At 38.0% G+C, this 18391-nt stretch carries 19 protein-coding genes; 13 read left to right on the top strand and 6 right to left on the bottom strand.

Features of this window, described 5'->3' with window-relative positions:
- Positions 1-126 precede the first annotated feature (126 nt).
- The 9 genes from bshA to gpmA all read left to right on the top strand — a co-directional run bounded on the left by bshA (position 127) and on the right by gpmA (position 9031).
- Entirely contained in the window at positions 127-1263 is a 1137-nt protein-coding gene (bshA, locus tag HMPREF9071_RS03285; protein WP_009745146.1) for an N-acetyl-alpha-D-glucosaminyl L-malate synthase BshA, read from the top strand.
- 298 nt (positions 1264-1561) lie between these two features.
- Positions 1562-2089, top strand: a complete 528-nt coding sequence (locus HMPREF9071_RS03280) for a cytochrome c (RefSeq protein WP_009745145.1) — start codon at positions 1562-1564, stop codon at positions 2087-2089.
- Between the two features lie 96 nt (positions 2090-2185).
- Positions 2186-4150, top strand: coding sequence for a Sec-dependent nitrous-oxide reductase (gene nosZ / locus HMPREF9071_RS03275; protein ID WP_009745144.1), 1965 nt, complete (start codon positions 2186-2188; stop codon positions 4148-4150).
- 72 nt (positions 4151-4222) lie between these two features.
- Positions 4223-4834 carry a hypothetical protein gene (locus HMPREF9071_RS03270; protein WP_009745143.1) on the top strand — a complete coding sequence of 204 codons (612 nt, stop codon included), beginning with the start codon at positions 4223-4225 and terminating at the stop codon, positions 4832-4834.
- A gap of 126 nt (positions 4835-4960) precedes the next feature.
- Complete coding sequence (locus HMPREF9071_RS03265; protein WP_009745142.1) at positions 4961-5422, top strand: nitrous oxide reductase accessory protein NosL; 462 nt, start codon at positions 4961-4963, stop codon at positions 5420-5422.
- 23 nt (positions 5423-5445) lie between these two features.
- Entirely contained in the window at positions 5446-6690 is a 1245-nt protein-coding gene (locus HMPREF9071_RS03260; protein WP_009745141.1) for a nitrous oxide reductase family maturation protein NosD, read from the top strand.
- Between the two features lie 33 nt (positions 6691-6723).
- Entirely contained in the window at positions 6724-7434 is a 711-nt protein-coding gene (locus HMPREF9071_RS03255) for an ABC transporter ATP-binding protein (protein WP_009745140.1), read from the top strand.
- Positions 7427-8209: a hypothetical protein gene (locus HMPREF9071_RS03250; RefSeq protein WP_009745139.1), complete on the top strand. Its 783-nt coding sequence runs from the start codon at positions 7427-7429 to the stop codon at positions 8207-8209. The genes HMPREF9071_RS03255 and HMPREF9071_RS03250 overlap by 8 nt, the downstream gene beginning before the upstream one ends.
- Before the next feature lie 75 nt (positions 8210-8284).
- Positions 8285-9031: a 2,3-diphosphoglycerate-dependent phosphoglycerate mutase gene (gpmA, locus tag HMPREF9071_RS03245; protein ID WP_009745138.1), complete on the top strand. Its 747-nt coding sequence runs from the start codon at positions 8285-8287 to the stop codon at positions 9029-9031.
- A 119-nt stretch (positions 9032-9150) separates the two neighbouring features.
- Here the strand turns inward: gpmA and serS are convergent, their stop codons facing one another.
- Both serS and HMPREF9071_RS03235 read right to left on the bottom strand, forming a co-directional pair.
- Positions 9151-10422 carry a serine--tRNA ligase gene (serS, locus tag HMPREF9071_RS03240; RefSeq protein WP_009745137.1) on the bottom strand — a complete coding sequence of 424 codons (1272 nt, stop codon included), beginning with the start codon at positions 10420-10422 and terminating at the stop codon, positions 9151-9153.
- Between the two features lie 36 nt (positions 10423-10458).
- The gene (locus HMPREF9071_RS03235; RefSeq protein ID WP_009745136.1) at positions 10459-11112 is read right to left on the bottom strand and encodes a C40 family peptidase; all 654 of its coding nucleotides are present in this window, start codon (positions 11110-11112) and stop codon (positions 10459-10461) included.
- 164 nt (positions 11113-11276) lie between these two features.
- On the opposite strand from HMPREF9071_RS03235, the gene HMPREF9071_RS03230 reads away from it, so the two are divergent.
- The gene (locus HMPREF9071_RS03230; RefSeq protein ID WP_009745135.1) at positions 11277-11954 is read left to right on the top strand and encodes a uroporphyrinogen-III synthase; all 678 of its coding nucleotides are present in this window, start codon (positions 11277-11279) and stop codon (positions 11952-11954) included.
- A complete protein-coding gene (hemE, locus tag HMPREF9071_RS03225) occupies positions 11941-12966 on the top strand; it encodes a uroporphyrinogen decarboxylase (RefSeq protein WP_009745134.1) in 1026 nt (341 codons plus the stop codon). The genes HMPREF9071_RS03230 and hemE overlap by 14 nt, the downstream gene beginning before the upstream one ends.
- Here the strand turns inward: hemE and HMPREF9071_RS03220 are convergent.
- From HMPREF9071_RS03220 to HMPREF9071_RS03210, 3 genes are all read right to left on the bottom strand, one after another.
- Positions 12953-13633: an NAD-dependent deacylase gene (locus HMPREF9071_RS03220; protein ID WP_009745133.1), complete on the bottom strand. Its 681-nt coding sequence runs from the start codon at positions 13631-13633 to the stop codon at positions 12953-12955. The two genes, hemE and HMPREF9071_RS03220, sit on opposite strands and share 14 nt — an antisense overlap.
- A 223-nt stretch (positions 13634-13856) precedes the next feature.
- Positions 13857-14231: a large conductance mechanosensitive channel protein MscL gene (gene mscL, locus HMPREF9071_RS03215; RefSeq protein ID WP_009745132.1), complete on the bottom strand. Its 375-nt coding sequence runs from the start codon at positions 14229-14231 to the stop codon at positions 13857-13859.
- A 62-nt stretch (positions 14232-14293) separates the two neighbouring features.
- Complete coding sequence (locus HMPREF9071_RS03210) at positions 14294-14980, bottom strand: outer membrane beta-barrel protein (RefSeq protein WP_009745131.1); 687 nt, start codon at positions 14978-14980, stop codon at positions 14294-14296.
- A gap of 138 nt (positions 14981-15118) precedes the next feature.
- On the opposite strand from HMPREF9071_RS03210, the gene hemB reads away from it, so the two are divergent.
- A complete protein-coding gene (gene hemB, locus HMPREF9071_RS03205; protein ID WP_009745130.1) occupies positions 15119-16105 on the top strand; it encodes a porphobilinogen synthase in 987 nt (328 codons plus the stop codon).
- 113 nt (positions 16106-16218) lie between these two features.
- Positions 16219-17109 (top strand): Ppx/GppA phosphatase family protein, encoded by an 891-nt coding sequence (locus HMPREF9071_RS03200; RefSeq protein WP_009745129.1) that lies wholly within the window; start codon positions 16219-16221, stop codon positions 17107-17109.
- 254 nt (positions 17110-17363) lie between these two features.
- Here the strand turns inward: HMPREF9071_RS03200 and HMPREF9071_RS03195 are convergent, their stop codons facing one another.
- Positions 17364-18329, bottom strand: a complete 966-nt coding sequence (locus tag HMPREF9071_RS03195) for a hydrogen peroxide-inducible genes activator (RefSeq protein ID WP_009745127.1) — start codon at positions 18327-18329, stop codon at positions 17364-17366.
- Positions 18330-18391: the final 62 nt, after the last annotated feature.

The raw sequence follows: 18391 nt of genomic DNA, 5'->3' as shown, positions 1-18391 counted from the left end.
AGGTAATAGATTTCCCCTATTCCTCGCCTCATGCGACCTTTCAGGCTGTAGGCACTCGCTGACTATATTTTTTGTTTTTCACTTTCCTGCTCACTCATGCGACTTTACTTTTTACCTAAATAGATTATGAATATTGCTATTGTTTGTTACCCTACTTTTGGAGGAAGTGGTGTGGTTGCCACTGAATTAGGAGTTGCCCTCGCACAAAAGGGCTATCAGATACATTTTATTACTTATGGACAGCCTGTGCGGCTATCTTCTTTCCATAAGAATATTCATCTTCATCAAGTGTACATGGAGGAATATCCGCTATTCCGTTACCAGCCTTATGAACTAGCCCTTTCCAGTAAAATGGTTGAGGTGGTGCGTGAATATAATATTGATATCATACATGCCCATTATGCTATTCCTCATGCCTACACAGCCTATATGGCAAAACAAATACTACACAAAGAAGGACTTAAAGTAGCTATTATCACCACCTTACATGGTACAGATATCACCTTGGTAGGAAATCACCCTTATTACAAGACAGCTGTTACCTTCAGTATCAACGCCTCCGATGCAGTAACTTCTGTCTCAGAGAGCTTACGCAAGAATACCTATGAACTATTTGATATCCAAAAGGATATTTCCGTTATTCCTAATTTCATTGACATAGAAAAAAGGAAAAAACAACCTAAAACCTGCCATCGTGCCATGCTTGCCAATCCCGATGAACTAATTATCACTCACGTAAGTAACTTTAGAAAAGTCAAAAGAGCTTGTGATGTAGTACGTATCTTTCACAGAATTCTTCCTTACAAGAAAGCAAGACTCATCATGGTAGGCGATGGTCCTGATCGAGAGAATGCCCAGGCTTTAGCACATCAGTTAGAGATCCAGAATTATGTTACTTTTCTTGGTAATTATCTGGAAGTAAATGACATTCTCTGTTCTTCTGATTTATTTATACTTCCTTCTGAAACAGAAAGTTTCGGGCTCGCTGCCTTAGAGGCTATGGCAGAGGGAGTCCCTGTAATCTCAAGTAATGCAGGAGGTATCCCTGAAGTGAATAAGCAAGGCATATCAGGCTTCCTTAGCGATGTGGGAGACATACCGTCCATGGTGGATAATGCTCTTATTATCCTAAAAGACAGAAAAACACTTGCTCGGTTCAAAAAACAAGCCTTCGAGGAGGCTTCTCGCTTTGACGAAAGGAAAATTATACCCATGTATGAGAATGTATACCAAAAAGTTATGAAGGAAAAGAAGCTCTTTTAAAAAAGAGTTTCAGAAATTTTTCCTTATCTGAAAAATAAAAAGACTTTTTCCTACTTTTTTTTGAGAATAATTTCCTTTTTGAACCGGTTAATTTCATAAATAAACATTAAAATACAACCGTTTTGTTAAATATAAAGTTATTATCTTTTATTTTTCTATCATTATAATTTATTTATTTTGTGTAATATATCTATTATATTTCACTTATTTTGACTTTTTAGAAAAAAATACATATATGTAATTTTCTTTTCAAAAAAAGATGTATCTTTGTGGCATAAAAATACTAAATTAAATTTTAATGAAACTTTTAAAACTAACTTTTGCAGCTTTAATTGCCTTAAGTATTGCAAGCTGTAATGGAGGGTCAGGCTCTGGACAAGGGACTACAACCTCTGAAGGAAGTAACCAAAGCACAACAACTGCTACCCCAGAGAATACAACAACTCCTGCCGAGACCCCTGCCCCTGCAGGAGGAGGAGTGGATCTGAATAACAAAGGAATAGGTCCTGTAAAGAGTGTAAACCCTCCTTTGGGAGCTAGTGTAGACAAAGTTCTTGCTCAAAAGGGAGAGGAACTCTATAAGCTCAACTGTACTGCTTGCCATAAACCTACTAAGAAATTCATAGGTCCTGCTCCTAAAGGAATTCTCGAGAGACGTTCTCCTGAGTGGGTAATGAACATGATCCTTAACCCAGAGGAAATGGTTGCTAAAGACCCCATTGCTAAGCAACTCTTAGTGGAAGCCAATGGAGCTCCTATGGCTAATCAGCACCTTAGTGAGGAACAAGCTAGAGCCATCTTGGAATATTTCCGTACTATTGAATAATACATTTAGGTTAAAAGTCTGTCTTAGTTCTTATAAAACTAAATAGGCTTTACCTAATCAAACTTTAAGGATATAATATTTAATAAAAATTGTTTTATGAAGACAAGCAAATTGTTATCTTTGGCAGTTGCTGGAGCGCTTGTTGCCAGTTGTGGAAATGGCAATAATAGCAATAGTAATAAGTCAGGAGCTATGGGTGCTTCGGACGCTGCCTCTCGGGTATATGTAGCCCCAGGACAATATGACGAGTACTATGCGTTCCTCTCTGGAGGATTCAGTGGACAGCTTGCCACTTACGGACTTCCTTCCGGACGCCTACTCAAAGTAACTCCTGTGTTCTCACAAGACCCTGAAAAGGCGTATGGTTACAATGAAGAAACCAAACCCCTTTTGGAAACTAGCCATGGGTTTATTCCTTGGGATGACTCTCACCACCCTGACCTTTCTCAAACTAATGGAGAAGTGGACGGACGTTGGATCTTCATCAATGCTAATAACACTCCTCGTGTAGCTCGCATTAGCCTTAAGACTTTTGAAACAGAAGAAATCTTGGAACTTCCTAATGCAGCAGGTAACCACTCTTCTACTTTCGTTACAGAAAACACTGAGTATATTGTAGGAGGAACTCGTTTCTCTGTGCCTATTCCTCAGGAGGACGTAGCTATTAAGGATTACAAAGGTAAATTCAAAGGGGTTATCTCTTTCGTTAAAGTAAATCCTGAAACAGGGAAAATGAATGTTGAGTTTCAAGTACTCATGCCTGGTTTCAACTATGACTTAGCACACTCTGGTAAGGGAAAATCTCACGGTTGGGTATTCTTCACTACTTATAACACTGAAGAAGCAAATACCCTCCTTGAAGTAGAAGCCTCCCAAAACGACTATGACTATGTAGCTGCTATCAACTGGAAAGTGGCAGAGGATTATATCAAACAAGGTAAATTTACCGAAATGAAAGCTCCTCACTACCACAATACATACAGTGATGATACGCACACAGGTAAGAGTGAAGTAATAGAAACTGTAAAAATTCTTGATGCTTCTCAGCTCCCAGGATTGGTATACCTTCTTCCTACACCAAAATCTCCTCACGGAGTGGATGTTGACCCAACAGGGGAATATATTGTAGGTAATGGTAAATTGGCTTCTGAACTTACTGTACACTCTTTCTCTAAGATGCTCAAAGCTATTGAAGACAAAGCTTTTGATGGAGAAAAATACGGTATTCCTACTATCAAAATGGATGCAGTAGTAGCAGGTGTTGTTAAGAGTTCTGGACTTGGTCCTTTGCATACTGAGTTCGATGACAAAGGCAATGCTTATACTACTTTCTTTATCTCCTCTGAAGTGGTAAAATGGAAAGTGGGAACTTGGGAAGTATTAGACAGACATGCTACTTACTACTCTCCTGGACACCTTATGATTCCTGGTGGAGACTCTCGCAAGCCTTACGGTAAATACTTAGTAGCTATGAACAAGATTACCAAAGATCGTTACCTTCCTACAGGACCTGAACTTTGCCAATCTGCTCAATTGTTTGATATCTCTGGTGACAAAATGGAACTTCTTTTGGACTTCCCAACCATCGGAGAACCTCACTATGCACAAGGTATTGCTGCATCAAAAATCAAAGATCAACAGCTCAAAATCTATTCACTTAAGGACAATCATCATCCTTATGTAACTCGTTCCGATGCGGATGCTAAAGTGGTAAGAGAAGGCAACACCGTGCATGTATATATGACTTGTGTACGTAGCCACTTCTCTCCTGATAACATTGAAGGTATTAAAGTGGGAGATACTGTATATTTCCACGTAACTAACGTAGAACAGGACTGGGATATTCCTCATGGATTCGCTGTATTGGGAGCTCAAAATTCAGAACTTCTTATCATGCCCGGACAAACAGAAACTCTCGTATGGAAACCTACCAAAGTAGGGGTATGGCCTTTCTACTGTACAGACTTCTGTTCTGCCCTTCACCAAGAAATGCAAGGATACCTTCGTGTATCTGCTGCTAATGCCAATACTCCTCTTAAATGGAGTTTGGGTGGTGATTAATAACACTTAACTTAAATAACCAAAAAGGCTGGTATTCTTTTATCAGCCTTTTCTACAAAATTAAAAAATACAATGAAAGCACGAATATTAATGGTGGTAGCCTCTCTTTTGCTACTATTTCTTTTTCTTTTCCCCATTTGGAAAATTAAGTTAGATGCCCCTCAATATCCAGAAGGGATAAAGATGTATATCTGGATTAGTGATATTAATGGAAAAAGTAGTTTTTCCGCCCAAGAGACTGATCTTTCTATACATACTATTGATAATATCAATATTCTTAATCACTATATAGGAATGAAGCATATCCATGCAGAGGATTTTTGGGAATTCAAGTACTTCCCTTGGATTATTGGTGGTATGCTCGTATTGGGATTAATTATCGCCTTTGCTGGTAAGAGAATCCTTTACCTTGCATGGGCTGCCTTAATGGGTGTATTGGGAGTATTAGGTATGTATGATTTCTACCAATGGGAGTATGACTATGGTCATAACTTGAGTGAAACCGCTCAAATTAAAATCCCTGGTATGGCTTACCAACCTCCTTTCTTTGGAGGCAAAGAGCTCTTGAATTTCTATGCAGAATCATACCCCAGCTATGGTACATACGCTATGGTATTGGCTGCCATACTTGCCTTAGTAGCTTTCTGTGTAGCTAAAAAATGCAATAAGTGTAAAGTAGCATAATCTTTTTAAAGAAAATCATCTTGGCTTCAAGAGGAATTCCTTCAAGGCTAAGATGATTTTTTATTTATCTTAGAATACAAAACTAACCACCTTATCTACAATACATTAACTAATCTACTAAAAAAAATGAAAAAAGTATTTTTATTCTTAAGTTCTGCTTTTCTCATGGTTGCTTGTTCTCCAAAAGCAGAACCTATTGACTATGGTAAGGAAGAATGTGCTTTCTGTAAAATGACCATTGTAAGTCCACAATTTGCTTCCGAAGTAGTTACCCAGAAATCCAAAGCCTTTAAGTATGATGCTATAGAATGTATGCTTCAAGCTCCTCAAGAGGACAAAGTAGCCTTATACTTGGTATGTGACTATCTTCACGAAGGCAATCTTATTGATGCAACTAAGGCTACTTACCTTATCTCTAAAGAGATAGAAAGCCCAATGGGAGCACACTTAGCTGCTTTTTCTTCCCGTGAAGAAGCCCAAAAAATTCAAGAAGAAAAAGGAGGTGATTTATATGATTGGCAAGGCATTAAAGCCAAATTCGAATCTCACCAACACACTGAAGGACATCATAATATGCATGAGCACTAATATATTGACCCTCACTTAAAACTATGCTAAAAAAAATACTATTCCCTTTTCTTATTTGCTTTTCTCCTTTTTTGAAGGCACAAACCATACGAGTATGTCCTGAATGCTCTTTCCATAGTATTGCCAAGGCTATTGCTTCTGCTAAGGAGAATGATACTATCCTTGTAGAGAAAGGTACCTACAATGAAAATGACGTTCTTATAGATAAGCCTCTTACACTTCTTGGTAAGGACAGACCCTTTATCAATGGTCAATTCAAAGGAAATATTTTAAAAGTACATGCCGATAAGGTAACTATTAAAGGCTTTCGCATAGCTAACGTACCCTTCAGAGCTACCGATGAACAAGCCGCTATTCGCATAGATAAAAGTAAGAATTTTCTAATAGAAGATAACATATTAGAACATGTTTGCTTTGGAATCATGCTTCTCAAAGGAAAAGATGGTACTATAAAGAATAATAAGGTTTCTTCCAACGCTAAAGAACAATATAACTCAGGTAATGCTATTCATCTTTGGAGTTGTAATAATATTAACATCCTTGGAAACGAGGCTGCTAATTGCCGTGATGGCATTTATATTGAATTCTCCTCCAAGTCCTATATTGAAGGGAATTACTGCCATGGTAACCTTCGTTATGGGCTGCATTTTATGTTCTCCAATGATAACGAATATCATAAAAATAAGTTTGCCAGAAATGGAGCTGGCGCAGCCGTAATGTTCTCCAAACGAGTGAAGATGACCGAGAATATTTTCAAAGATAATTGGGGAGCTTCTTCCTATGGCATACTCCTAAAAGAACTCTATGATTCCGAACTTATAGGGAATACCTTCTATCGTAATACTATTGGTATTAATGGAGAGAACTGTACCCGTATGAAATATAGTGAGAATACCTTTACCAGAAATGGGTGGGGTATTCGCATCCTTGGTGGCTGTTACCAGAACGATTTCTGGGATAATAACTTCTTGAACAATACCTTTGACGTAGCTTATGATAACAATGTGAATGACAACAAGTTTCGCAACAACTATTGGAGCGATTATACAGGTTATGATCTAAACAAAGATGGCGTAGGCGATGTTCCTTATCGCCCTGTGAAACTCTTTTCCTATATCAGTAACCGAACTCCTGAGAGCATCGTGTTATTACGTAGTTTGTTCATTGATATTATGAATTTCTCTGAGAAAGTAGCCCCTGCATTTACTCCTGAAAACCTTATAGATGAATCTCCTCGTATGCAACCTTTTGTTAGAGGAAAAAAATAATATTTATTCCACTCATTCCCTACACCTACAGATATGATCGAATTTAAAGATGTACATAAGAAATATGGTAAATTAGAAGTGCTCAAAGGCGTAAGCTTCACTATTAAAGATGGGGGTATTATTGCTATCCTGGGGCCTAACGGATCTGGGAAAACAACCCTAATGAAGAGCTTTTTAGGCATGGTAGTCCCCACAAAAGGAGATATTCTCTTTAATGGTAAGTCCATTAAGGGACAATGGACTTACAGAGAACAAATCTCCTACTTGCCTCAGATTGCTAACTTCCCTAATAACCTTAAGGTAAAAGAGCTTATCACCATGATTAAAAATATCAAGAAGCTCCCTTGTAATGACCAAGAACTCATAGAACTTTTTGGCTTACAAAAGCACCTTAATAAGCCTCTGGGGAACCTCTCTGGAGGGACTAAGCAAAAGGTAAACCTTATCCTCACCTTTATGGTAGATGTACCTTACTTAGTATTAGATGAACCCACCTCTGGGCTTGACCCTATTGCTATTTTGGCTTTGAAGAGACTCATTTTAAAAGAGAAAGAAAAAGGAAAAACCATCCTTATTACCTCTCATATTCTAAGCTTTATAGAGGAACTTTCCAATGAGATTCTATTTATCTTGGAAGGAAATATCTATTTCAGAGGTACTCCTCAAGAACTCCTTACCACAACAGGCAAAGCAAACTTTCAAGAAGCTATTGCTGAACTTTTAAAAAACGAAAAATATGATTAAAATTATCCGATATACTTTCTTTGACCTTATCCGTAGCAGCTGGACCTATTTTTACTTTGGGTTCTACCTTCTCCTTAGTAGTATACTGCTCTTCCTCAACAATGATCTTTCCAAATCAATTATTACATTAATGAATGTGATTATCATTCTTATTCCGTTAATTTCTACTGTATTTGGAATTATGTACTATTATAATGCTCGAGAATTCATAGAGCTTCTATTGGCGCAGCCTATTCCAAGAAAGCATATTTTTTTAGGACAATATTTAGGAATTTCCTTATCTCTTTCCCTAAGCCTTATCATAGGACTGGGAATTCCTTTCTTACTCTATGGATTATTTCTTTCCTCAGAAATATTTAACTTTATTATGCTCATTATCACAGGAGTATTCTTAAGTTTTATTTTTGTAGGTTTTTCCTATCTTATCGGACTTTATCATGAAAATAAGATTAAAGGCTTCAGTTTAGCTATCTTCACATGGTTATTTATGGCTGTGATATTTGATGGTATATTCCTTATCTGTTTCATGGTATTTCGCCAATATCCTTTGGATACTTTCTCCTTAGTAATGATTCTGGCAAACCCTATAGATCTTTCTCGTATTCTCATTCTTCTGAAATTGGATATCTCTGCTCTTATGGGGTATACTAGTGCTTTTTTCAAGTCTTTTTTTGGTTCTACAACAGGGATTATGACTTCCTTAGGTTCTCTTTGCCTCTGGGTTACGGGTATCATCTGTATGATATTAAGAAAAATAAAAAAGAAAGATTTTTAAGGAATCCCATATTTTTTTTGTAACTTTGTCTTTTTAAACCAATATTTATAAAATAACTTATTAATTCCATATAATATGTATAAAGTAGTACTTTTGCGCCATGGACAAAGTGAGTGGAATAAGCTTAACCTATTCACAGGATGGCAAGATGTAGACCTCACCGAGCAAGGAGTTCAAGAGGCACGTGAGGCAGGACGTATTCTTAAAGAAGAAGGATTCCTTTTTGATATAGCTTATACTTCTGTGCTTAAAAGGGCTATCAAGACCCTTAACAATGCTTTAGAGGTAATGGGTGAACTTTGGATACCCACCTATAAGAGTTGGCGACTCAATGAAAAGAGTTATGGTGCCTTACAAGGGCTTAACAAGGCAGAAACTGCTGCTAAATATGGAGAAGATCAGGTACTCCTATGGAGGCGCTCCTATGATGTACAACCTCCCTTACTTGAAGAAAGTGATAAGCGACACCCCTCACATGACCGCCGTTATAATGGCTTAACAAAAGAGGAAAAAACAGCAGGAGAAAGCCTGAAGGATTGCTATAATCGTATGCTTCCCCTTTGGTTTAGTGATATTGCCCCTGCCATTAAAGAAGGGAAAAGTGTGATTATTGCTGCTCATGGAAATAGCTTACGTTCCTTAGTACAGTATTTGGACAGTCTCTCAGAGGCAGAAATCCTGAAACTCAACATCCCCACAGGGGTACCTTTGGTATATGAACTTAATACTGACCTTAAGCCCATCAAGCATTATTACTTAGGTGATCAAGATGCTATTGCTGCTGCTATTAACAGTGTAGCCAATCAAGGAAAATCAAAATAATTGCCATAACTCATTAAATACCAATAAAACAGGTGTATTTCCATCCCTGTTCTATAGAAATAAAAAGAGGTGAAATTCGTAAGTTTCACCTCTTTTTTATAAAACTATGCAAAATGAAGCTAATCAATAATCTCAAACCCTGTATACTTACGTAATACCTCTGGAATAACAATTCCTTCGAGGGTTTGATAATTTTCCAAAATACCTGCCAATACACGTGGTAAGGCAAGTGAACTACCATTAAGTGTATGTACTAACTGCGGTTTTCCTTCACCATTACGAAAACGGAGCTTAAGTCGGTTCGCTTGAAAGGTCTCAAAGTTAGATACAGAACTAATTTCCAGCCATTTTTCTTGTGCAGTGGAATATACCTCAAAATCATAGGTAATAGCAGAGGTAAAGCCCAAATCTCCTCCACAGAGGCGTAAGATACGATAGGGGAGTTTTAGTTCGTTTAAGATTCCCTTAACATGCTCTATCATTTGGTCAAGAGCTTGATAGGAACGGTCTGGATGTTCTATACGAACAATCTCCACCTTATCAAACTGATGCAAGCGATTGAGACCTCTTACATGTGCCCCATAACTACCTGCTTCTCTACGAAAACAAGGAGTATAAGCCGTACAACATATAGGTAAGTCATTCTCTGAAAGAAGTGTATCACGGAAAATATTGGTTACAGGCACTTCTGCTGTAGGAATAAGGTAAAGGTTATCAAGCTGTACGTGATACATCTGTCCTTCCTTATCAGGAAGCTGTCCTGTACCATAACCTGATGCTTCGTTAACCATGTGAGGTACTTGATACTCCTGATATCCTGCAGAAGTATTCTTATCCAGAAAATAAGAAATAAGTGCTCTTTGTAATTTGGCTCCTTTTCCCTTATACACAGGGAATCCTGCCCCTGTGAGTTTTACTCCCAACTCAAAATCAATAATATTATATTTTTTTGCTAATTCCCAGTGAGGGAGCGCTCCTTCAAACAAATGAGGAATTTCTCCAGATCGGAATACCGTAAGGTTATCCTCTGCTGATTTTCCTTGAGGGACTATCTCATTAGGCACATTAGGAATACGATAAAGGATTTGAGTAAGTTGCTCAGTTACCTCATCAAGTGTTGTACTAAGATTCTTTGTCAGCTCCTTATACTGAACTGTCTTTTCTTTAGCCTTCTGAGCTTCTTCCTTTTTCCCTTCCTTCATCAGAACTCCTATTTCCTTAGATAGCTTATTGCTTTGGGCGAGTACTTGGTCAAGTTCCGCCTGAGTAGCACGACGTTTTTCATCTAAGTCAAGAGATTTTTCAATAAGTTCTATTTCAGAGAAATGACGCTTTTTGAGTCCATTAATTACTTTATCTTTATTATCACGTATATAGCTGATTTGTAACATTTTGTTAGTTTTAAGTTGTAATTTTTATAGAAAGAATTATTTAAGTACTCTACTGGCTTTGGTATAAGCACGTTGCCAATAAGGTTCAGAAAGGCTTGAGACCATAACTCCTTGTGAAGTAGAGGCATGTATGAATTTGATATCATCTCCTGCCTCCACAATAATCCCTACATGACTTATACGATTGCGCTTACGGGTAGTCTTGAAAAAAAGTAAATCTCCCACAGTGGCTTGATTCAGTGGAATATCCTTACCTTGCGTAGCCATTTCCGTAGAGGAGCGACTTAAGTTTATATCTATGGCGCCAAATGCTGTACTGACAAATCCCGAACAATCCATACCACTACGCGTAGCCCCTGCTGCCTTATAAGGGGTTCCTATATAAGAGTATGCTGAGTCAATAAGTGTTACAATACGTTCTTCTCCTGAAAAAGCATCCATATTAGGCTTAGCGTATCCAGAACTTCTAAATCCCTTTTGCTCACCTACTTCATCTATCACTCTTTTTTCATATCTGGAGATATTCCCAAAATCAGTTGCTGCAATAAGCACTTCATCCTTACCTCCTTCCATATAAGAAGGATTATCCACAAGGGGACGATCTGGACGGTTCTGTGACTTCACCTCTGCTTGCCGCCCTATTCCAGCAGCAAAGAAGAAAATTGATATAAGAAGGAATATTTTTTTCATAGATTTACTTTTTAAAGTGCAAAGTTACGGAATTAATTGATTATTTGTATATTTTTTTAAATGTTGTTGATAAATAATATTTTTTCAACCTTTAAACTGTTAAATAAGCATGAACTCTTCCGTACAATTCATAAATATTTATTATTTTTGCCCTCAAAAACTATATGGTTCATTTGCTCTCTACCAAACAATTATCCCCTTACCAGATACAGCTTTTTTCTCAAGCAGGATTCTCAGTGGAGGCAATGAGTTTCATAGAAATAATCCCTCAGAGGGATATTCCTCCTTTTCAGCCCTCTGATTTCTACCTTTTCACTAGCCAAAATGCTTTTCTCTCCTTAATAGAAAATCCTATTTATAAGATTATTTCCTCAAAAAAAGCCTTCTGTGTAGGAGAAAAAACAAAGAAACTCTTAAAGAATAATCATTGGAATGTTATCGCTTCTTTTGAATATGCTCATGAATTAGGTTCTTATTTAATAGATCAATACCAAGAAGCCTCCTTTACTCTCTTCTGTGGAGACAGGCGCCTGGATACGCTTCCTAATATAATGAAAAAGAATAAGATAAAGTTTCAAGAGATCCTTACTTACCGTACCCTACTCACTCCCATAAAAGTAGAAAAACTTTTTGATGGCATTCTCTTTTTCAGTCCCTCAGCAGTGGAGAGTTTCTTGCAAGTAAATCACTTTAGGGATGAGCACATTTTCTGTATAGGGAGCACTACACAAAAAGCACTCCCAAAGGAGATAAATAGTTATCTTGCTAAGACTCCTACCATTGAGAGTGTTCAGGAATGTTGTATTAATATATTTAAAAAAACTAAGAATGATAAAAAATGACCTTTTTTTAAGAGCCTTAAAAGGCGAAATTACTGAGCGACCTCCTGTATGGATGATGCGTCAGGCGGGGCGTTATTTACCCCAATTTAGGGCTTTGCGTGATAAGTATGACTTTTTCACCCGATGCCGTACTCCCGAATTGGTAGCTGAGATTACCACCCAACCTGTGGAAATCGTAGGGGTAGATGCCGCTATACTTTTCAGTGATATTCTAGTAGTCCCTCAAGCAATGGGCATAGAAATAGAAATGAAAGAACAGGTAGGTCCCTTTCTCCCCTCTCCTATTCGCTCGGCTAAGGATATAGAGAAGGTACAAATCCCTGACATTTCTCATTCATTAGGATATGTTCTGCAAGGCATTCACCTTACCAAAGAACGACTCATGGATGAGGTTCCCTTAATAGGTTTTGCAGGAGCTCCTTGGACTATATTCTGCTATATTGTAGAGGGAAAAGGGTCTAAAACTTTTGACATAGCCAAATCCTTTTGCTTTTCTAATCCTAAGTTGGCACATTCTTTATTACAGAAGATTACAAATACTACTATTCTCTATCTCAAAGAAAAAGTAAAAGCCGGTGCCGATGCTTTACAACTTTTTGATAGTTGGGGAGGAGTACTTTCCCCTGAGGATTATCAGGATTTTTCCTGGCAATATACTCTACAGATTTTAGAGGCACTCTCCCCTACTCCCACCATTATTTTTGCTAAAGGTTGTTGGTTTGCTCTTGAGCAGATGAGCAAGAGCTGTGCTTCCGCTCTTGGCGTGGATTGGACTTGTAATCCACAGATAGCCCGCAGGCTCACCGGTGGCAAAAAGGTACTCCAAGGGAATCTTGACCCTGCATGGCTCTTGGCTTCCCCTGAACAAATACGTCAAAAAACGCACCGGATGATACAAGCCTTTGGTAAGGATCACTATATAGCCAATCTTGGACATGGTATTCTCCCTAATGTCCCCGTTGAAAATGCCCGTGCTTTTGTAGAAGCTGTAAAATGCTTTAAGGAGTCCTAATTAGTTCAATTGCCTTTGCTACCCCTGTGGAGGCTTTTTGGGCTATTACAGTAAGATCTCCCTTACTATGGAGGGAAGGATGTGGGTCTATATAGAAAATAGGAGTTCCTTCCTTAACATAATCCATAAGACCTGCTGCAGGATATACCTGTAGGGATGTACCTATAATCATTAGTATATCTGCTGTATATACCTCAGCAATAGCCTTTTCCAACATGGGGACTTCTTCGCCAAACCATACTATATGAGGGCGAAGTTGTGCTCCTGAGGGGCTTTTATCTCCCAGATGAATATCTCCTGGGCAAGGGAAAGTGGTGTTAGGGTCATCCACTCCCCGACTTTTAAGTAGTTCTCCATGTAGGTGAATAATGTTATGACTTCCTGCACGCTCGTGCAAGTCATCCACATTTTGTGTAATAATCACTACATGATATCGTTTTTCTAATTGCGCCAATAGGCGATGAGCCTCATTAGGAACCGCCTGCCTGAGCTGGCGGCGAAGCCCATTGTAAAAATCCAACACTAAGGTAGGATTCGCAGCGAAGCCTTCAGGAGTAGCCACCTCATTAACATCATAACCTTCCCAAAGTCCTCCTGAATCACGGAAAGTACTAATACCACTCTCGGCACTAATTCCCGCACCCGTAAGTACAACTACTTTTTGCATTTATTTTATTTAATAGTTTTTCTAGAATATCACCCTCTGTAGTTATCTTCTTATAATATTAGGGTTATTTATACTATATTGTAATACCTAATCTATTGAAGAAATAAAACTCTTTTGTTCACTGCAAAGGTAGTGCTATTTTTCCAAACCTACCTAAAATATTTATAATAAAAATAGCCCTTCTCAACGAAGGGCAATTCTTACGTATTTTACTAATAAAGAACTATTTTTTCAGTAGATCTCTGATTTCTGTCAAAAGCTCCTCTTGGGTAGGTCCTGCTGGAGCCTCTGGGGCTGACTCTTCTTTCTTCTTGAACCTATTAATTCCTTTGACCAACATAAACAATACGAAAGCTACACACAAGAAATTAATCACGGCAGCTAAGAATTTTCCATACGCTACTCCTTTCCAAACAAGTCCTTGCAAGTTTTCAGCACCTGTAGCCTTGAAAGCTGGAGTAAGTAGCAGTGGTGTAATCACATCGGCAACTAAAGAAGAAACAATGGCTCCGAAAGCACCCCCAATGATCACCCCTATTGCCAAATCAATCACATTGCCTTTTACAGCAAATTCTTTGAATTCTTTTAAAAATCCCATAATCAAATTTATTAAATTTATGGCGCAAAAGTAAATGTTTTATTTGGAATAACAAAGAAAAATCACAAAATATAAAAAATAAGTCCAATATTTAGCACACTACTTTGTATATTCTGTCCATTTTGAGTTTTCTCTCCCTTAAATAGAGGACGAAGTGCATACTGAATATATACATTCCATGTATTATGCCCTACTGCTATATATAATTTCCAGTCCATATATCCCTTGAGGTTAGGGTCAGAAAAACTATAAGAATCTGTATCACTTTTTAGCTTATAGCGTGAAGCAAATACATACGAAGGCTTGATTCCTGTATATACCCTCCAGAACTTATGAGAATAAGGGGTAGAAGTACGCCAACGGAATTCTATGGGGAACCCTACTGAATGTTGTTCATAGTAACAATCATCTACTCCCTTATCTTTGATAGATATAATATCATACACTACTTGTTCTCCTATGCGTTGTGCTTGCAAATTAATATAAGAAAGGCTATAAGTATAGTCTATCCCTGCCGCCAATCCTATGTTCCGAGCCTTATTCAAGGGAATATCTCGCTGATATCCTCCAAAGAGTCCCCGAGAGAAGCTATGTTGTTTCATATCCGAAGGTTTGGAAACAAGCCAATTATAGGTAATCCCCATATTGAACTGATCTTCTAAATATTTTGTATCTACCTCCAAAGAATCCTTTTGTGCATAAGCTATCATATTCAAAAGAAATCCTATACAGAGCATATAAAATCGCATAAACTATTTTTTAAGGGCAAAAGTACAAAATCCAGTAAATATAATTTCATTTTTAACAAAAAAAACGTACCTTTGCACAAGAAAAAAAGAACTGTAAAAACACCATAGTTATTCACTTTTAATTAATAATTAAAGAAGATGAATATATTAAGAAGAAACCGCAGACTCCGTGTTAATGAAACGATTCGCTCCCTTGTAAGGGAAACTACTGTAACCCCTAATGATTTTATCGTTCCCCTCTTTATCGTAGAAGGAAAGGGCGTGAAGGAAGAGATTCCCTCCATGCCAGACTATTACCGATACAGTTTGGATATCCTATCCAAAGAAGTAAAAGAACTCTGGAGCTTAGGGATCAAGTCTGTATTACTTTTTGTAAAAGTTCCCGATAACCTTAAGGACAATCAAGGTACTGAAGCTCTGAATCCGGATGGGCTCATGCAACGAGCCATCAAAACCGTTAAGGAAGCTACTCCTGATATGTTGGTAATGACCGATGTAGCCCTTGACCCCTATTCTCAGTATGGGCATGATGGAATCATCAAGAATGGGATTGTAGAGAATGATAGTACAGTAGCTGTACTTGCTCAGATGAGTCTTTCTCATATAAGAGCCGGGGCGGACTGGGTAGCTCCCAGTGATATGATGGATGGGCGCATAGAACAAATTCGCCTCTTCCTTGACAAATATAACTATCAAAACGCAGGAATTATGGCTTATTCTGCTAAATATGCCTCTGCTCTCTATGGTCCCTTCCGTGATGCTTTGGATAGTGCCCCTGTGGATTTGAAAGAGATTCCTAAGGACAAGAAAACATATCAAATGGATTTTGCCAATCGCTTGGAAGCTCTCAAAGAGGTAGCCATGGATGTGGAAGAAGGGGCAGATATGGTCATGGTAAAACCGGGCATTGTATATCTGGATGTAGTGCGTGAGGTAAAGAATGCAGTGAATATCCCTGTAGCCGTATATCAGGTATCTGGAGAATATGCAATGATAAAAGCCGCTGCTCAAAAAGGATGGTTAGACCACGATGCCATCATGCTTGAGCAAATCTACGCTATTAAGCGCGCAGGAGCCGATCTTATTGCCTCCTATTTTGCTAAGGACGTTGTCAAATTGTTATAAATTTCTTTTTCATTCTACTTAATTTTTTCAAAATCCTTCTGTAATTCTACAGGAGGATTTTATTTTTGTTTTTTTAAGTTAATTATTGTAGCTTTGCAGCATAATAGAACGTCATGAATATACGAAAATTTGCAGGTATTGACATTGGTTCCAATGGGGTACGCCTACTTATCGCTAACGTTTTAGAAGAAGAAGGGAAGGTACCTCTCTTCTCGAAGGGGAGCCTTGTGAGGGTGCCTATTCGCTTGGGTGCGGATGTATTTGAACAAGGTAAAATAAGCTCAGAGAATGCTGCCCGCCTAAGTGATACAATAGAAGCCTATCGCCTACTGATGAGGGTACAAGGAGTAGAAAAATACCGTGCTTGTGCCACCTCTGCTATGAGGGAAGCAACCAACGGAAAGGAAATTACTCAGCAAATCGCCCTGAGAACTGGTATCCCTATTGAGATTATTGATGGCGCTGAGGAAGCTGCTATCATTGCTAATACTGACTTACACACCCTTATAGAAGGAGACAAGAATTACTTATATATAGATGTGGGAGGAGGAAGTACGGAATTCACTGTATATACTCAAGGAACTATACGCGCTGCCAAGTCCTTCCCTATCGGAGGAGTACGCTTGCTCAAAGGAAAAGCAGACGATAAGCTATGGGATAAAGTAAAAGAATGGATCCAGACCTATACTAAAGGACTTAAGGAAATAGAGGCTATAGGTTCAGGTGGAAATATTAATAAAATATTTAAAACTTCAGGAAAGAAGAAAGATAGCCCTCTCACCTTACATTTCTTAGAGGAATTTCTCACTCAAGTAAGTGCACTCTCTTATGAGGAACGTATCCGAGAGTTGGAAATGAATCCTGACCGTGCCGATGTTATTCCTCTTGCTCTACAAATATATATCAAAGCTATGAAATGGGCAAAGATACATCATATCCTTGTCCCTAAAGTAGGACTCGCTGATGGAATTGTAAGACAACTCTATTTAGTGAATAGTGAATAGTGAAAAATAAACAGTGAGTAATAAGTAATGAGGGATTTTTACTTTGTCCTAAAGGCAGTGCAAAGGTACAACTTTTTTGTAGCTATGTCAAGAAAAAAAGGATTGAGAAGTGTCCACCCCAGAATAAGTAAAAAACGAAAAATGAATAGTGAAAAATATAGTCAAGCGAATACTTGGAACTTGAAAAGTCGCGTGAGCGAATCTATAAAGTGAAAAACGAAAAATGAATAATGAGAAATGGTCTCATTTGCCTTTTACTTTTTACCTTTTCTTTTAAGTATTGGGTCAATGATATTGAGGTTTTCAAAGGTAATGGCACCCCTTATCACGCCTGCAATCACATTATAAAGAGCATCTATAATATTTATCTTCAACTCATTCCTATGATAAAGGAGGCTTATTTCTCGGGCTGGGGAAGGTTCTTTGAAGTAATGTAAGTTTTTCTTTTCTCCCTCATTAAGGTCTAAAGTATGCAGATAGGGAAGTAAGGTCATTCCCATTCCTTCATTGGCTAACCTTATAAGCGTCTCAAAACTACCACTTTTTATCTCAATCATATTATTCCTAAACCTATTCAAAGAGCCGTTCTCCTGACAAATATTTAAAACACTTTCCCTAAAACAGTGTCCATCCTGAAGCATAAGCATTTCTTTTATATTAAGGTCAGAAACTTCAATTTTCTGATTTTCCTGTAAATGATACTTTTCATTAGGGATATAGGCTACAAAAGGTTCATCATACAGGAAGCGTTCTATAAGGTTCTTCTCTCCTAAAGGAGTCGCTACAATAGCCACGTCCAAACTTCCTTCATTAAGTTCACGGATACACTCTCGCGTGGTCATTTCCTCCACCTTGAGTTCCACCTTGGGATATTTTTTAATAAAGTTATTAAGAAACATAGGTAGCAGGGTTGGTGCTATTGTAGGGATAATCCCCAAGTGGAATTTTCCTCCGATAAATCCCTTATGCTGAGCGATAATGCTCTTAATTCGTTCGGATTCATTCACAATACTCTCGGCTTGTCTTAGTATCTTCTCTCCTACTTCGGTTATTCGAATAGGCTTTTTGGCACGATCAAAGATAAGTACATCTAATTCTTCCTCTAAGCGTTGCACCTGCATACTCAGCGTAGGCTGAGTTACAAAACATTTCTCGGCTGCTATACTAAAATTTTTATATTGAGCTACCGCCAAAATATATTGAAATTGTATGATTGTCATAAGACAAGTAATTTGGGATTCTGGGCAAAAGTAGTAAAAAAAGAGGAAAGATAAAAGAAAAA

This window comes from Capnocytophaga sp. oral taxon 338 str. F0234 (assembly GCF_000192225.1).
Classification (GTDB): domain Bacteria; phylum Bacteroidota; class Bacteroidia; order Flavobacteriales; family Flavobacteriaceae; genus Capnocytophaga.
The sequence above is the reverse complement of the archived record's forward strand: the minus strand, read 5'-3'. Positions and strand labels throughout refer to the sequence as shown.

Bases quoted from the DNA above. Each gene is read 5' to 3' on its own strand.
- bshA (WP_009745146.1), top strand. From the start codon at position 127: ATGAATATTGCTATTGTTTGTTACCCTACTTTTGGAGGAAGTGGTGTG.
- HMPREF9071_RS03280 (WP_009745145.1), top strand. From the start codon at position 1,562: ATGAAACTTTTAAAACTAACTTTTGCAGCTTTAATTGCCTTAAGTATT.
- nosZ (WP_009745144.1), top strand. From the start codon at position 2,186: ATGAAGACAAGCAAATTGTTATCTTTGGCAGTTGCTGGAGCGCTTGTT.
- HMPREF9071_RS03270 (WP_009745143.1), top strand. From the start codon at position 4,223: ATGAAAGCACGAATATTAATGGTGGTAGCCTCTCTTTTGCTACTATTT.
- HMPREF9071_RS03265 (WP_009745142.1), top strand. From the start codon at position 4,961: ATGAAAAAAGTATTTTTATTCTTAAGTTCTGCTTTTCTCATGGTTGCT.
- HMPREF9071_RS03260 (WP_009745141.1), top strand. From the start codon at position 5,446: ATGCTAAAAAAAATACTATTCCCTTTTCTTATTTGCTTTTCTCCTTTT.
- HMPREF9071_RS03255 (WP_009745140.1), top strand. From the start codon at position 6,724: ATGATCGAATTTAAAGATGTACATAAGAAATATGGTAAATTAGAAGTG.
- HMPREF9071_RS03250 (WP_009745139.1), top strand. From the start codon at position 7,427: ATGATTAAAATTATCCGATATACTTTCTTTGACCTTATCCGTAGCAGC.
- gpmA (WP_009745138.1), top strand. From the start codon at position 8,285: ATGTATAAAGTAGTACTTTTGCGCCATGGACAAAGTGAGTGGAATAAG.
- serS (WP_009745137.1), bottom strand. From the start codon at position 10,422: ATGTTACAAATCAGCTATATACGTGATAATAAAGATAAAGTAATTAAT.
- HMPREF9071_RS03235 (WP_009745136.1), bottom strand. From the start codon at position 11,112: ATGAAAAAAATATTCCTTCTTATATCAATTTTCTTCTTTGCTGCTGGA.
- HMPREF9071_RS03230 (WP_009745135.1), top strand. From the start codon at position 11,277: ATGGTTCATTTGCTCTCTACCAAACAATTATCCCCTTACCAGATACAG.
- hemE (WP_009745134.1), top strand. From the start codon at position 11,941: ATGATAAAAAATGACCTTTTTTTAAGAGCCTTAAAAGGCGAAATTACT.
- HMPREF9071_RS03220 (WP_009745133.1), bottom strand. From the start codon at position 13,633: ATGCAAAAAGTAGTTGTACTTACGGGTGCGGGAATTAGTGCCGAGAGT.
- mscL (WP_009745132.1), bottom strand. From the start codon at position 14,231: ATGGGATTTTTAAAAGAATTCAAAGAATTTGCTGTAAAAGGCAATGTG.
- HMPREF9071_RS03210 (WP_009745131.1), bottom strand. From the start codon at position 14,980: ATGCGATTTTATATGCTCTGTATAGGATTTCTTTTGAATATGATAGCT.
- hemB (WP_009745130.1), top strand. From the start codon at position 15,119: ATGAATATATTAAGAAGAAACCGCAGACTCCGTGTTAATGAAACGATT.
- HMPREF9071_RS03200 (WP_009745129.1), top strand. From the start codon at position 16,219: ATGAATATACGAAAATTTGCAGGTATTGACATTGGTTCCAATGGGGTA.
- HMPREF9071_RS03195 (WP_009745127.1), bottom strand. From the start codon at position 18,329: ATGACAATCATACAATTTCAATATATTTTGGCGGTAGCTCAATATAAA.